General features: G+C 73.4%; 13 protein-coding genes. 9 read left to right on the top strand and 4 right to left on the bottom strand.

Going from position 1 to position 14,396, the window contains the following annotated elements:
- Window positions 1–4 precede the first annotated feature (4 nt).
- A complete protein-coding gene (locus AMOR_RS17630) occupies window positions 5–1,453 on the bottom strand; it encodes a TolC family protein (RefSeq protein ID WP_248352904.1) in 1,449 nt (482 codons plus the stop codon).
- A 349-nt stretch (window positions 1,454–1,802) separates the two neighbouring features.
- On the opposite strand from AMOR_RS17630, the gene AMOR_RS17635 reads away from it, so the two are divergent.
- The 5 genes from AMOR_RS17635 to AMOR_RS17655 are packed head-to-tail and all read left to right on the top strand — an operon-like array spanning window position 1,803 to window position 7,034.
- Window positions 1,803–2,843 carry an HlyD family secretion protein gene (locus AMOR_RS17635; RefSeq protein ID WP_248352906.1) on the top strand — a complete coding sequence of 347 codons (1,041 nt, stop codon included), beginning with the start codon at window positions 1,803–1,805 and terminating at the stop codon, window positions 2,841–2,843.
- A complete protein-coding gene (locus AMOR_RS17640; protein ID WP_248352908.1) occupies window positions 2,844–3,809 on the top strand; it encodes an ABC transporter ATP-binding protein in 966 nt (321 codons plus the stop codon). It abuts the gene before it with no gap.
- On the top strand, window positions 3,806–4,756 hold the full coding sequence (locus AMOR_RS17645; RefSeq protein ID WP_248352910.1) for an ABC transporter ATP-binding protein: 951 nt from the start codon (window positions 3,806–3,808) through the stop codon (window positions 4,754–4,756). The genes AMOR_RS17640 and AMOR_RS17645 overlap by 4 nt, the downstream gene beginning before the upstream one ends.
- Window positions 4,753–5,889 (top strand): ABC transporter permease, encoded by a 1,137-nt coding sequence (locus tag AMOR_RS17650; protein WP_248352912.1) that lies wholly within the window; start codon window positions 4,753–4,755, stop codon window positions 5,887–5,889. The genes AMOR_RS17645 and AMOR_RS17650 overlap by 4 nt, the downstream gene beginning before the upstream one ends.
- Window positions 5,886–7,034 (top strand): ABC transporter permease, encoded by a 1,149-nt coding sequence (locus tag AMOR_RS17655; protein WP_248352913.1) that lies wholly within the window; start codon window positions 5,886–5,888, stop codon window positions 7,032–7,034. The genes AMOR_RS17650 and AMOR_RS17655 overlap by 4 nt, the downstream gene beginning before the upstream one ends.
- A gap of 63 nt (window positions 7,035–7,097) precedes the next feature.
- On the opposite strand, the gene AMOR_RS17660 is transcribed toward AMOR_RS17655, so the two are convergent.
- Window positions 7,098–7,763, bottom strand: coding sequence for a transposase (locus AMOR_RS17660; protein ID WP_248352915.1), 666 nt, complete (start codon window positions 7,761–7,763; stop codon window positions 7,098–7,100).
- A gap of 474 nt (window positions 7,764–8,237) precedes the next feature.
- Here AMOR_RS17660 and AMOR_RS17665 point away from each other — a divergent pair, with 474 nt between their 5' ends.
- The 4 genes from AMOR_RS17665 to AMOR_RS17680 all read left to right on the top strand — a co-directional run bounded on the left by AMOR_RS17665 (window position 8,238) and on the right by AMOR_RS17680 (window position 13,008).
- A complete protein-coding gene (locus AMOR_RS17665) occupies window positions 8,238–9,185 on the top strand; it encodes an ABC transporter ATP-binding protein (RefSeq protein ID WP_248352917.1) in 948 nt (315 codons plus the stop codon).
- On the top strand, window positions 9,182–9,943 hold the full coding sequence (locus AMOR_RS17670; RefSeq protein WP_248352919.1) for an ABC transporter permease: 762 nt from the start codon (window positions 9,182–9,184) through the stop codon (window positions 9,941–9,943). Before AMOR_RS17665 ends, AMOR_RS17670 begins: the two co-directional genes overlap by 4 nt.
- 245 nt (window positions 9,944–10,188) lie before the next feature.
- A complete protein-coding gene (locus tag AMOR_RS17675) occupies window positions 10,189–10,974 on the top strand; it encodes an OB-fold nucleic acid binding domain-containing protein (protein WP_248352921.1) in 786 nt (261 codons plus the stop codon).
- Between the two features lie 264 nt (window positions 10,975–11,238).
- Window positions 11,239–13,008 carry a RecQ family ATP-dependent DNA helicase gene (locus AMOR_RS17680; RefSeq protein WP_248352923.1) on the top strand — a complete coding sequence of 590 codons (1,770 nt, stop codon included), beginning with the start codon at window positions 11,239–11,241 and terminating at the stop codon, window positions 13,006–13,008.
- 7 nt (window positions 13,009–13,015) lie between these two features.
- Here the strand turns inward: AMOR_RS17680 and AMOR_RS17685 are convergent, their stop codons facing one another.
- Both AMOR_RS17685 and AMOR_RS17690 read right to left on the bottom strand, forming a co-directional pair.
- Window positions 13,016–13,594, bottom strand: a complete 579-nt coding sequence (locus AMOR_RS17685) for a hypothetical protein (RefSeq protein WP_248352925.1) — start codon at window positions 13,592–13,594, stop codon at window positions 13,016–13,018.
- 11 nt (window positions 13,595–13,605) lie between these two features.
- Entirely contained in the window at window positions 13,606–14,307 is a 702-nt protein-coding gene (locus AMOR_RS17690) for a hypothetical protein (RefSeq protein ID WP_248352926.1), read from the bottom strand.
- Window positions 14,308–14,396 lie beyond the last annotated feature (89 nt).

Raw genomic sequence — 14,396 nt, forward strand, 5'->3', positions numbered from 1 at the left:
ACGGCTACGGCCCCCGTCCGACGGCGCGTGCGAGGGCGAGGCGCGCCTGCGCGAGTCGCGCCCGGGCATCGGCGAGCCCGGTGTCCGCGAGGTACTGGCGGTCGTCCGCGTCGAGCACGTCGAGGCTCGACGCGATCCCCGCCGCGTAGCTCCGCCGCGCCGAGGCCGCCGCGTCGGCCGCGAGGCGGCGCTGGGTCTCGGCGAGCCGGAGCCGCTCGTCCGCGACCTCCACGTCGCGCCGCCCGTCCTGGACCTCTTGCAGGATCGCGAGCCGCTGGGCCTCCGCCGCGGCGCGCGCGCCTGCCGCCTGCGCCTCCGCCTGCGTCCGCTTCCCGTACCGGAAGCCGCCGTCGTACAGGGCCCAGGTGAGATCGAGCGAGACGCGCCAGCCCTGCTTCTCGCCGGTGACGAAGGGGACGTCGGAGGCGAAGATCGACCCCGAGGCGGAGAGCTGCGGCGCGAGGCGGGCCCACGCCGAGCGGACCCCGGCCTCGGCGGCGTCGACCTGGGCGCGCTGCGCGCGGGTCTCCGGCCGTCGCGCGAGGGCGTCCGCCGCGAGCGCGTCTCGTGGCGCCGCGAGCTCCGGCACGGGCCCGCGGTCCACCTCGGGCACCCGGACCCGGACCGGCCCCTCGCGCGAGAGCAGCACGCCGAGCGCGAGCCGCGCGCGATCGAGCTCCGCGCGGGCGCGGGCGAGCTCGCTCTGGCGCCGCACCAGCTCGGTCTGGGCCCTGAGCACGTCGAGCGGCGGCGCGGTCCCGGCAGCGACGCGACGCTCGGCGCTCCGCGCGAGCTCGGCGGCGCTCGCGACCGCCTGCCCCGCGACGACCACGACCTCCTCGGCGGCGGCGGCGGCGTAGGCGTACTGCGCGAAGCCGGTGCGCACGAGGAGCTTCGTCGCCTCCGCGCTCGCGTCCGCCGCGCGCGCCGCGTCGCGCGCCTGGGCGAGATCGAACCAGGCGTTCGGCACGACGACCGGGACCCGCGCCGCCCCGGTCGCCGTCACGGAGTGCAACGGCTGGATGATGAGGAGCCCGGCGCCCGGGCGGACGAACGCGGCCGAGTCGCTGTTCTCGACGAAGCTGGCCTGGGCGGAGAGGCCCGGGAGCAGGGCCGACGCCGACTGGCGCACGATCCCGCGCGCCTCGTCGGCGCGGCTGCGGGCCTGGACGAGCGTGAGGCTCTGGCGATCGAGCTCCGCGAGAGCGTCGGCGAGCGAGAGCTCGGGGGTGGCCGGGGGTGGGGTCGGGGCGGGAGCGAGGCCGGGGGACGGGGTCGGGGCCGGGGCCGGAGCCGGGGTCGGGGCCGGAGCCGGGGTGGGGGCCTGGGCCGGGGCCGGGGTCGCGGGCGCCACGGCCGGGGCGGCCGCGAGCGGGGTGGCAGGCGCGAGCGCGAGGGGCGCCCCGAGGGCGAGGGCGAGGGCGAGCACGGCGCTGGCGGTGGGGGTCTTCACGGTGCGTTTCTCCTTCACGCGAGCGCCCGAAGCGCACCGGTCCCGGGAGCAAGCGGAGTGCCGAGACATGCTGCCGCGTGGATCCGGCGTGTTCGGCGGCACCGGCGGTCGTCTCCGCCGGTGCCGGAGGACTCGGCCGTTCGGGCCGGCAGCAAGGGTGTCGGATTTCCTTACGGGCCCGTCGGCGCGGTCGGTGCCGGAGGACGGCGGGTGGTGCCGGAGGACGGGGGGATTCCGGAGGAGCCGGAGGGAAACGCCCCCGGACGAGCCGGGATCCCCGCGGCACACGGCTTGCGAGGTGTCCGCTCGTCAAGGGGTGCGACAGATCGCGCTCCCCCGGGAGCCCTCGATGCGCAGAGTCGTCGTCGTCCTCGCGGTTCTGGTCATCGTCCTCGGCGCGCTGATCGCCGGTCGCCTCTGGACCCAGGCGCGTGCCCTGGCGGCGCCCTCCGGCGGCTCGGGCGAGATCGAGGGTGTGACGGTCGACCTGTCGTCCCGGGTCGGTGCCCGGATCGTCGAGGTGAAGGTCCGCGAGGGCGACGCCGTGAAGACGGGAGACCTCCTCGTCCGGCTCGACTGCGCCGACCCGGAGGCCGCGCTCGCCGAGGCCGAGGCGCGGCTCGCGGCGGCCAGGGCCCAGGCGGTCGCCGCCGGCGCCCAGATCAAGGCCTCCGAGCGTTCCCGCGTCGCCGCGACGGCCGCCGAGGACGCGGCACGCGCCCAGGCCGCCGCGCTCGGCGCCCAGGCGGCAGCGGCCGAGCGGCAGGCCCGGCGCCTCGCGGCCCTCCCCGCCGACGTCGCCGCCGCGAGCATCGATCAGACCGAGGCGTCTGCGGCCGGGCTCGCGCACCAGACGAGCGCCGCGAAGGCGCAGGCCGCCGCGAGCGCGGCGCAGGTCCGCGCCGCCGAGGTCGGGATCCACGCCGCGGGCGCCCAGGCCGACGCCGCCCTCGCGCAGGTCCGCGCCGCGGAGGCGTCCGTCTCGCGCGCCCGTATCCTCGCCGGTGAGTGCGAGGTGCGCGCGCCTCGCGCCGCCGAGGTCTCGACGCTGCCGCACGAGGCCGGAGAGCTGGTGCAGCCCGGCGCCACGCTCGCCCGGCTCGTCGACCTCTCGGAGGTGAAGGCCACCTTCTACCTGCCGAACGCGGAGGTCGGCGCCGTGAAGCCGGGCGCCCGCGCCGTGGTCGTCGCCGACGCGTGGCCGCGCGAGGAGTTCGAGGGGATCGTCCGGACCGTGTCCTTCGAGGCGGAGTTCACGCCGCGGAACATCCAGACCCGCACCGACCGCGACCGGCTCGTCTATCCGGTCGAGGTGACTGTCCGGAACAGGGACCAGAAGCTACGCCAGGGCATGCCGGTCCAGGTCACGATCCCCGGGACGGGGAAGTAGATGGAGCACCTCCCCCGCGAGCCCGGCCCGCCCGCGCAGCCGCCCGCCGCGCGGGACGGCGACGGTGGTTCGGCGCTCGCCGCCCGCGGGCTCGTCCGTCGGTTCGGCGCGGTGACGGCGCTCGACGGCCTGTCGTTCGAGGTCGGGCGCGGGGAGCTGTACGGCCTCGTCGGCCCCGACGGCGCCGGCAAGACCACCGCGATCCGCGCGCTCGCCGGCCTCATCCGGCTCGACGGCGGCGAGGCGCGCGTGCTCGGACTCGACCCGTCCGACGGTCGCGTCCGCGAGCGGCTCGGCCTCATGCCCCAGCAGTACAGCCTCTACCGCGACCTCACCGTCGGCGAGAACCTCCGCTTCTTCGCGCGCATCTACGTCCTGCCCCGCGACGTCTACCGCCGCCGCGCCGAGCGCCTCCTCGAGATCACCCGGCTCGCGCCGTTCATCGATCGCCGGGCCGACGCGCTCTCGGGTGGCATGTACAAGAAGCTCGCGCTCGCGTGCGCGCTCCTGCACGAGCCCGACGTCCTCGTGCTGGACGAGCCGACGAACGGGGTGGACCCGGTGTCCAGGCGCGAGCTGTGGGCGCTGCTGCACGACTTCGTGCACGGCGGCATGACAGTCCTCGTCTCGACGCCCTACATGGACGAGGCCGAGCGGTGCGGGCGCGTCGCGCTCGTCCACCACGGCCGGCTGCTCCTGGAGGGCGAGCCGGGCGCGCTCATCGCCGGGTTCGAGGACGAGGCGTACGAGGTGCGGGGAGGGGACCGCGAGCGCGTCGACGTCGCGCTCGCGGGCGCGGGGGACGTGCGTGCCGCCTCGCCGGCGGGCGAGCGGCTGCGGATCGTGGTCCGGCGCGGCGCGTCGGGCGAGGTCGCGCGCGTGCTCGCGCCGCTCGGAGCGGCGCTCGAGCGCGTCGCCCCGGACTTCGAGGACCTGTTCCTCTCGCGCGTCGGGGAGGCGTCGTGACCGCCCCCGCGATCGAGGCGCACGCCCTCACGAAGCGCTTCGGCGGCTTCACCGCGGTCGACGCGGTCTCGTTCGAGGTCGAGCGCGGCGAGATCTTCGGTTACCTCGGCGCGAACGGCGCCGGGAAGTCCACGACGATCCGGATGCTCAACGGCCTCCTCGCGCCGACCGCCGGCACGGCGATCGTGGCCGGCCACGACGTCGCGCGGGATCCCGACGCGGTGAAGGCGGCGATCGGCTACATGTCCCAGAAGTTCTCCCTGTACCTCGATCTCCCGGTCATGGAGAACCTGCTGTTCTTCGGCGGAGCGTACGGCCTCTCCGGGCCGGCGCTGCGGCGGCGGGCGGAGGAGCTGCTCGAGCTCACGGGCCTCGCGGACCAGGCGACGGCGGTGACCGGCGCGCTCCCCGGCGGGCTCCGCCAGCGGCTCGCCCTCGCGGGCGCGGTGCTGCACGATCCCGGGGTCGTCTTCCTCGACGAGCCGACGGCCGGCGTCGATCCCGTCGCGCGGCGGGCGTTCTGGCGCCTGATCCGGTCGCTCGCGGCCGGCGGCACGACCGTGTTCGTGACCACGCACTACCTCGACGAGGCCGAGTACTGCCGCCGCATCGGCCTCATGGTCGACGGGCGTCTCGTCGCGCTCGACACCCCCTCGGCGCTCAAGCGCACGTGGGTGCCCGATCGCGTCCTCCACGTTCGCGGCCAGGCGCTCGCGGGGGCGACGCCGGCGCTGCGGGCGGTCGCGGCGGTCCGGTCCGTCGTGCCGTTCGGCGCGGGGCTGCACCTGCGCGTCGATCCCGCCGCGGCCGCCGTCGATCACGAGATCGCGGCGGCGCTGTCACGCGCCGGCGCGCGGGACGTCGCCGTCGAGGTCGCCGAGCCGTCGCTCGAGGACGTCTTCCTCGCGGTGGTCGGGCGCGATGGGCGAGGGGAGGCGGCTCCATGAAGGCGCGCCTCTGGCGGTCCGCGGTCCGCGTCGGCGCAATGGCGGCGAAGGAGGCGCGCCACATCGTCCGGGATCCGCGCACGCTGTACATGTCGCTCGGGATGCCCGTCGTGATGCTGTTCCTGTTCGGCTTCGGCATCTCCTTCGACCTCGACCGGATCCCGATCGCGGTCGTCGATCACGATCGGACCGCGGCTTCGCGCGCGCTGGTGCGAGGCCTCGTCGCGTCGGACGAGCTCGCCATCGCGGCCGACGCCGGCGGCCCCGACGCGGTGCTCACGCTCTTCCGGCGCGGCCGTATCGTCGGCGCCGTCGTGGTGCAGGAGGGCTTCGAGCGGGACGTCCTCGCGCGGCGGCGCGTCCCGGTCCAGCTGCTCGTCGACGGCGGCGACCCGGTCGTCGCGAACCAGCTCCTCGCGAAGGCCGACGCCCTCGTCCGCGCGGAGACCCGCCGCCTCGCCGGGCCCGAGCTCGCGGCGCAGGCGCCGCCCGTCGAGGTCAGGGTGTGGACGCGCTACAACCCCGCGAGCCGCTCGGCGCTGTTCATGGTGCCCGGCCTCGCCGCGTACCTCATCGCGATCACGGCGGTCCTCCTCACCGCGCTCACCATCGCGGGCGAGTGGGAGCGCGGCTCCATGGAGCAGCTCTTCGCGTCGCCGATCGGGCGCCTCGAGATCGTGCTCGGGAAGCTCCTGCCGTACCTGGTACTAGGGATCCTGGAGTTCCAGCTGGTCGTGGCGTTCGGGATGGCGGCGTTCGACCTCCCGCTTCGCGGGAGCGGCCTCGTCCTGTCGCTCCTCGGGCTCACGTTCCTCGTCGGGATGCTCGGGCAGGGGCTGCTCGTCTCGGTCCTCGCGAAGAACCAGACGGTGGCGACGCAGGCCGGCGTGATGTCTTCGCTGCTCCCGTCGCTGCTGCTCTCCGGGATGATCTTCCCGGTCGAGAACATGCCGCCGCCGCTGCAGGCGCTCTCTCGCATCGTGCCAGCGCGCTACCTCGTGCACGGGCTCCGCGGGGTCATGCTGAAGGGGAACGGCCTCGACGTGCTCTGGCCGGATCTGCTCGCGCAGGTCCTGTTCGCGATCGCGGTCATCGCGCTCGCCACCGCCCGATTCCAGCGGAGGCTCGCGTGACCGCGCCGCTCCGGCCGTCCGGGCGAGTGCAGCTCGCGGCGGTCTTCCGCAAGGAGGTCCAGCAGACGATCCGCGATCGGCGGGTCATGTTCCTGCTCCTCGTCGCGCCGCTCATCCAGACGGTGGTGTTCGGCTTCGCGGTCGACTTCGACGTCGACCGCGTCGCGACGGTCGTGGTGGATCGCGATCGCACCGCGGGATCGCGGGAGGACGCGCGCCGGCTGCTCGCGGACGGGACGCTCGAGCGCGCCGGCAGCGCGACCTCGGCGGAGGCGGCGAACCGCGCGATCGACGACGGGCGCGCGGCGGCGGCCCTGGTCATCCCGCCGCGCGCCGAGGCGGACCTGCTCGCCGGGCGGGGCGAGCGCGTCCAGGTGCTGCTGGACGGGACGGATCCGAACCGGACGACCGTGAGCGGCTCGGCGGTGTCCCGGTACTTCGGGGAGCGCTCCGAGGCGCTGGCGCGGGACCGGATCGAGGCCCGGGGAGCGCCGCCGCCGGCCCAGCTCGTCCTCGTGCCGCGCATCGCGTACAACCCGGGGCTCGAGACCGCCATCTACATGGTGCCGGGGATCGCCGCGATGCTGCTCGTCATCGTGACCACGTTCACGTCGGCGATGGGCCTCGCGCGGGAGCGGGAGATGGGCACGCTCGAGCAGGTCCTCGTGACGCCTGTGCGCCCCGTGCTGCTCCTCGTCGGCAAGATGGCGCCGTTCGTCGTGATCGGGCTCGTGGACGTGACGCTCCTCGTCGGGGTCGGGACGTGGCTGTTCGGGATCCCGATCCGCGGGAGCCTCGGGGTCCTCTACCTCGGCACCTGCCTCTACCTCATGACGACGCTCGGCGTCGGCCTGCTCGTCTCGACCGTCTCGTCGACGCAGCAGCAGGCGTTCCTGGGCGGGTTCCTGTTCACCGTGCCGGCGGTGCTGCTGTCGGGCCTCATGACGCCGATCCGGGCGATGCCGGAATGGCTGCAACCGGTCACGCTCCTGAACCCGATCCGCCACTTCGCCGAGATCATGCGAGGTGTCCTGCTGCGCGGCGCGGGCGTCGCGGACGTCTGGCCCCAGCTCGTGGCGCTCCTCGCCATCGGCGTCGCGATCCTCGCCGCCGCCACCCTCCGCTTCCAGCGCCGGCTAGGGTAGTGCGGCGGAAGGCGACGCCGTAGTCCGGACGCTCGGTCGCTGGCCCCTTCGCGGCTCCGCTTCTCAGAAGGGGGGAGGGACGCCGCTTCTCGCGATCGCCGTGCGACACGACGAAACCCAGTCCGGGTCGCCGATGAACGGCGCCGAGACGAGATCGCGCCGCTTCACGAGAAGGGAGGAGGTGAGCGGGATTGCGAACAGGTGGCGGTACGCGATCCGCCGCTCGACCGGGTTGCGCCCGAGGGCGAGGAAGGCCGCCGCGTCGTCGATCAGCTCGTCGGGGACGCCGAGCGCGTAATGCGCATGGCTGGACCAGCGCCAATCCTTGGCGCTGCGCACCAACCCTGCGCGAACCGGGTTGAGGTCGCCGTATCGCATCGCGTTCAGGAGGTGGCGATCGTCCTGTATCCGCGGGGAGCTCAGCCGCTCCATGACGACCTGTCCGCGGCGCCCGTGCTGCGCGTTGTACCACCGGGCATACGAGTGGTTTACGACCCTCCAGAACGAGCTGAAAGCCTCCTGACCATCGGTCGCGATGCAGACGACGTGCGGGTGCGTTCCCATCACGCAGTACGAGAGGACGAGGATCCCGTACCGCTCCTTGTGCGCTTTCATCAGCGACAGGAGCTTCTCCTTCTCGCCGTCGCTCGCGAAGACGTGCTCCTGGTTGTGACTGCGCCAGGTGCAGTGGTTGATCGAGTTCTCGCGAACGAGGTATCTGCGCGCCACGCGGCCCACGGGCGAGCACGTAGCAACGTCCGCGCCACGCCCGATCCGCGGTGCGCCGCGGCAGTTGCGGAGCTTTGTGCCGGAGGACAGTCCGGGCCGCGTCCGATGGTCCGTCGTGCGGTCCGGACACGCCCCTCGTTCGGTTCGGTGGTCCTTGCGTGGCGTCCGGTCGTCGCCTCCGGGTACTCCGGCACCGATCGGCTCGCGTCGAATCCTCCGGCACCTTGGCGCCGCGTCGAATCATCCGGCACCTCTTCCCACCGATCGGCTCGCGTCCTCCGGCACCTCGGTCCCGAGATCATGCGAGGCGTCCTGCTGTGCGGCGTTCGCGAACGTCTGGCCGCAGCTCGTGGCGCTCCTCGGCATCGGCGTCGCGATCCTCGCCGCCGCCACCTCCGCTTCCATCGCCGGCTCGGGTAGCGAGGGGCCGAAACGGGGCGCCGCGGCCCTTTCCAGGCTACATTCGGCGCTCCGATGCCGCCCGTCGTGGAGATCCGCGGAGTCACGAAGACCTTCGACGCCTTCACGGCGCTCGCGGGGGTCGATCTCGACATCCAGCGCGGCGAGATCTTCGCGCTGCTCGGCCCGAACGGCGCCGGGAAGACCACGCTCATCTCGATCGTCGCGGGCCTGCTCCGCCCTTCCTCCGGCACCGTCCGCGTCCTCGGGAAAGACGTGGTCCGTGACTACCGCGAGACCCGCCGCGCGATCGGCCTCGTCCCGCAGGAGATCAACTTCGACCCGTTCTTCACCGTCGAGGAAACGCTCCGGTTCCAGGCCGGGTACTTCGGCGTCCGACTCCGAGAGGAGCGCCTCGTCGAGATCCTCGGCGCGCTGGAGCTGGAGGACAAGAGGCACACCAACAGTCGCGCGCTGTCCGGCGGGATGAAGCGCCGCCTCCTCATCGGCAAGGCCCTCGTCCACGATCCGCGGGTCCTGTTCCTGGACGAGCCCACCGCGGGCGTCGACGTCGAGCTGCGCAGGGCGCTCTGGAGCTACGTCCGGACGCTTCGCGATCGGGGCACCACCGTCGTGCTCACGACCCATTACCTCGAGGAGGCGGAGGAGCTCGCCGACCGCGTCGGAGTGATCGACCGCGGGCGCCTCCTGGTCGTGGAGGGGAAGGACGCGCTGCTCCGGCGGCACGGCGCGAAGACGCTTCGCCTGGTCCTCGCGGCGCCGGCGACCGCCGTCCCCCCGGCCCTCGCGCAGCTCGGCGCGCGCCTCGAGGACGGCGGCGGGACGATCGCGGTCGAGACGACGGCCGACGCGGGCTTCGGCGCGGTGCTCGCAGCTGCGGCCGCCGCGGGCGTCGCGCCGAAGGACGTCGAGACCCGGCGGACCACGCTCGAGGACGTCTTCGTCCGGCTCCTCGCGGGAGCGAACGGCGCGCGCGCCGGACGCGGGGAGGAGAGGCGGTGATCAGTCTCGGGCTTCGGACGCTCCTCTCGAAGGAGATCCGCAGGTTCATGCGGGTGCCGGGGCAGACGCTCCTGTCGCCCCTGGTCACGACGACGCTCTACTTCGTCGTGTTCGGCTACTCGCTGGGTTCTCGCCTGCGCGAGGTGGAGGGCGTGCCGTACGCGCGGTTCATCGTGCCGGGGCTGGTGACGCTCGGCGTCGTGTCGAACGCATACCTGAACAGCGCGTCGTCGCTCTTCGTGATGAAGCTCCAGGGGACGATCGTCGATCTCCTGGTGTCGCCGATGTCGTACGGCGAGATCCTCGCCGGCTTCCTGGGCGCGGCGGCGCTTCGCGGGCTGCTCGTGGGCTCGATCGTTTGGCTCGTCGCCGGCGCCTTCGGGGGCTTCACCCTGGCTCATCCGGTCCTCGCCCTCGGGCTCCTGTCGCTCGTGGCGGTGGCGTTCGCTGCCCTCGGGTTCATGACCGCCATCTGGGCGTCGAGCTTCGAGCAGGTGAACTTCTTCCCTACCTTCTTCATCACCCCGCTCACCTTCCTCGGAGGCGTCTTCTACTCGGTCGGGATGCTTCCTCCGGCACTGCGCCGGCTGACGCTGCTGAACCCGGTGTTCTACATGGTCGACGGTGTGCGCTTCGGTGTCCTCGGGATCTCCGACGCGACGCCGTGGGCGGGCCCCGCGCTCGTCACCGCGCTGGCGGCCGTCTCCGTGGTGGCCGCGTACCTGATGCTGCGTTCGGGTTACCGGCTGCGCGAGTGACCGGGTCCGCGTGACGACGCTCGACACCGTCGGCTCGCGTGCCGGCGGGTCGCGTACCGGAGGAGCGGTGCCGGAGGAAAGGTGCCGGTCCGGGCAGGCAGCCAGGCGACCGCGGTCGTTCTGCGCCGGAGTCGCACCTGGTGGTCTCTTTTCGGGATCGAATTCGCGTCGACATGGGTTTATGCTGCGGCCCCCATAGAAACAGGGGTCACGCGATACCCGCGCCCTTACGGAGGTCACTCCACATGCGTCGTCTGTCCGTCGTCCTGCTCGTTGCGCTGGCCGTGGCGGGCTGCAAGAAGCCCGAGCCCGCTCAGCAGCAGCCGGCGCCGCAGGATGCGGCCGCCCCGGGCTCTGCCGCTGCGCCGGCTGCCGCGGCCGAGATCAAGGGGAAGGTCGTCGAGCGCATCGACGCGCCGCCCTACAGCTACCTGAAGCTCAAGACGGACAAGGGCGAGGTGTGGGCGGCCGTCGAGAAGACGGACGTCGCGAACGGGACCGACGTCGCCGTGAAGGGCGCGACGCCGATGCCGAACTTCGAGTCGAAGACCCTGAACCGCAAGTTCGAGCTCGTCTACTTCGGAACCCTCGGTGGCGGGGCCGACGCCGCCGCGCCGGCGGCCGGGATGATGGGCCAGGGCGGTCCGGTCAACATGGCGGCGCAGCACGCTGCCGCCGCTGCCGGTCCGGCCGACGTCGGTGACGTGAAGGTCGAGAAGGCGAGCGGTGCGGATGCGCGGACGGTCTCGGAGGTCTTCGCGCAGCGCGACGCCCTGAAGGAGAAGCCGGTCACGATCCGCGGCAAGGTCGTGAAGTTCAACGCCGACATCATGGGCAAGAACTGGGTGCACCTCCGCGACGGCAGCGGCAAGGCGGACGCGAAGGACAACGACCTGACGGTCACGACGAGCGACACCGTCGCGGTCGGTGACGTCGTGGTCGCCAAGGGCACCGTCCGGATCGAGAAGGACTTCGGCGCCGGGTACAAGTACCCCGTCATCCTCGAGGACGCGAAGCTCTCGAAGAAGTAGTCGGGTCCGCGGGACCGTTTCGGGTGGGTGCGGCCGCTCGGCCGCACCCACTCTTTTTTATGCGGTCGCGGAGTCCTCCGGCACCGCGGCCGCGGCCCCCGCGGCGCGAGCCCTCCGAAAAGTCTCCCGGCACCACGGCCCCCGCGGCCTGAGCGCTCCGGAAAGTCCCCCGGCACCGAGGCCCTCGGCACGGCGGACGCGCCGGCGCACGTACCGGGGGCCCGCTCCGCGTTGCCAGCCGTCGGTGCTAGAGTCCGCGCGCCCGTGTCTCCCCCCCGAGCGATTCCAGAGCCTGCACGCCGTGCCGTCGAGTCCGAGGTGAACGACCTCGCCGCGACCTGGCGGGCCGGAGATCCGTCCGATCCGGGCCTCCGGTCCGCGTGCCAGGCGCGGCTCGAGGACCTCCGGGCGCGCTGGCGCGACGGGCCGGAGCTGTTCGGCGCGGCCGCGATCGATCGGCTGCGTGCGATCGCCGACGCGCTCGCACGCCCCGCGCCGCCCGCGTCGGGCGAGGCCCGGCGCTTGCTCCGCGAGGTGTTCGGGCACCCGGCGTTCCGGCCAGGGCAGGGAGAGATAGTCTCGGCGGTGCTGTCGGGCCGCGACTGCATCGGCGTGATGCCCACCGGCGCGGGCAAGTCGCTCACGTACCAGATCCCGGCCCGGCTCCTGGGCGGCACGACCCTCGTCGTCTCACCGCTCATCGCGCTCATGAAGGATCAGGTCGACGCGATGGCCCGCGTGGGGCTTCGCGCGACGTACCTCAACTCGACGCTGTCGGCGGAGGAGCGTCGCGACCGCGTCCGCGCGCTCCGGCAGGGCGAGCTCGAGCTGCTCTACGCGGCGCCGGAAGGCCTCGAGGCGTCCGTCGGCAGCGCCCTCGAGGGCATTCGGCTGTCGCTCATCGCCGTCGACGAGGCGCACTGCATCAGCCACTGGGGCCACGACTTCCGGCCCGCGTACCGGAACCTCGCCGGCCTGAAGGCGCGCTTCCGCGCGCCGGTGCTGGCGCTCACGGCGACCGCGACGCCGGAGGTCACGGGCGACATCGCGTCTCAGCTCGGGATGGGCGATCCGCTCGTGGTCCGCGGCTCGTTCCTCCGCCGGAACCTGCGCATCCATGCCGCGAAGAAGGGCGAGGGCCTGCGGACGCGGGACGCGCTCCTCGGGTTCGTCAGGGCCCGCCGCGGCCAGGCGGGCATCGTCTACGCGCTGTCGAGGAAGTCGGTCGAGGAGACGGCGGAGCTCCTCGCGGAGAACGGGGTGCGCGCGGAGGCGTACCACGCCGGCCTGGAGCCGGACGTCCGCTCCCGCGTCCAGGACGCTTTCCAGGCCGGCAAGATCGACGTGGTCGTGGCGACCGTCGCGTTCGGGATGGGCATCGACAAGCCCGACATCCGGTTCGTGCTGCACCGCGATCTACCGCGGTCCGTCGAGGCGTACTACCAGGAGATCGGGCGCGCCGGCCGCGACGGCAACCCGAGCACATGCCTCCTCCTCTACTCGTGGGCGGACGTCATGAGCTGGGACCGGATGCTCGACGACTCCGACGCGGAGCTCGCGGACGGACAGCGCCGCCAGGCCCGGTCGATGTTCCGGTTCGCGGACGAGGGCGGCTGCCGGCACGAGCGGCTCGTCGGCCACTTCGGAGAGGTCGCGGATCCCTGCGGCGACGCGTGCGATCACTGCACCGGCGACGACGTCCTCGCGTCGGCGATGGCGTCCGCGCGCGGCGCGGGCGGTGGACGCCGGCGGCGCGCCGACCGGTCGCGGCGGGAGGCCCGCGAGGGCCGCGAGGGACCGGAGACGGCGGAGGCGGACGTGGCGCTCTTCGAGGCGCTCCGGGAATGGCGCGCCGGCGAGGCGCGGTCCCGCGGCGTCCCGGCGTTCGTCGTCTTCTCGGACGCGACGCTCGCGGAGCTCGCGCGCGCTCGACCGGTCACGGAGGACGCGCTCCTCGAAGTGAAGGGCGTCGGGCCGAAGAAGCTCGGGGAGTACGGCGACGCGCTGCTCGCGATCCTGCGCGAGGCGGAGTAGCGGCGCGCTAGATGCCGAGCGTCTTGCCGTAGTCGAGCTTCACCCGGAGGTAGAACACCCCGCGGATGTCCGCGGCGAACGCGGGCGTCGGCGCGTCATAGCTCATCTTCACGCGCACGTGGACCTGGCCGGCGTCCACGAACGGCGCGAGGTCGACGCTGGCGTTCCCGGAGATCGAGATCGAGGTCGGGCTCGGGTTCGCCGCGGAGCGCGCGTAGGACGCGACCTCGACCGGCGTCGTCGTGCCCGGCGGGATGACCTCCACCGCCGCGGACTTCACCCCGTGCAGGTCCGTGCCGGCGCTCGTCGCGTCGAGCGCGATCGACAGGTCCGTCAGGCGAAGCTCGTACTCGACGTCCTTCTTCGTGAGGAGGTCCACCTGCTGGCCGAGGTCGTACGTGAAATCGGTGGTGATGCAGTCCGGCTTGTCCGCGGCGCACCAGTAGCTCGGATCGGCGTTGGACGCCGGGAACGGCTGAGAGGGGGTGGTCATCCCGAGCTCGGGGATGACGAGCTCGGCGTACAGGAGCGGACCGCCGCAGCCGGCGAGGGCGAGGAGCGCGACACCGACGAGGAACTTGCGCATGAGGGTGGCTCCTAGAACGAGTACTGGAACCCGAGCTTCACCGACGGGATCGTGGCGTTGACGCGCGGATCCACGAAGTAGACCTGAGCGTCACCTGCGGTGCCGCTGCTGGTCGGTGCGGTGCTCCCGTGCGTCGCCATCCGGACGTACGCGAGGCCGGCTCGCACCGAGAACGCGAAGCCGCGCTGGGATCCCAGCTCGAAGCCGAGGTGGGCCGCCGCGTAGTCGTACGAGACGTTCTTCAGCAGCGGCTCGACGCCCTTGGGCGCGCCGGTTCCCTCGTTGACGAACCGCGACAGATCCGCTCGGAAGTAGCGGCCCGCCTCCAGCGAGAGCACCGGCGAGAGCGCCCACCGGAACGGCACGATCGCGACACCGAGCTGACCGCCGAACGATACGTAGTTCCACGCCGGTCCCGCCCAGAGGCGCACGGAGGAGACCGGCCGGAAGGTGACTCCGACCGCGAGGCCCTCCGGGAGGCCGGTCTCGACCTGGACGCCGAACCTCGAGCCGGTCCGCGGCGCCGCCGCGTCCGTGGCGGCCGGCGTGGCCGGGGGCGCGGGCGGAGGGGGAAGGTCCGCCGGGTCCGTGCCGGAGGACGCCGTCGCAGGTGCCGCGAGCGCGACCTGGGCGGCGGGAGCGCGGTCGGGCGCGGCTTCCTCGCCGCGCGCCAGCGGCGCGGCAACGAGGATCGAAAGGAGCAGCGTACGCATCGGACCTCCGTCCGGGTGTGTCTGCCGAGTGTAGACGGTCGCCCGGCCGAGGCACCAGCAGGCGGGCCAGCACGCGATCGCCCGCGTTT

It is taken from the genome of Anaeromyxobacter oryzae (genome assembly GCF_023169945.1).
Taxonomy (GTDB): Bacteria; Myxococcota; Myxococcia; order Myxococcales; family Anaeromyxobacteraceae; genus Anaeromyxobacter; species Anaeromyxobacter oryzae.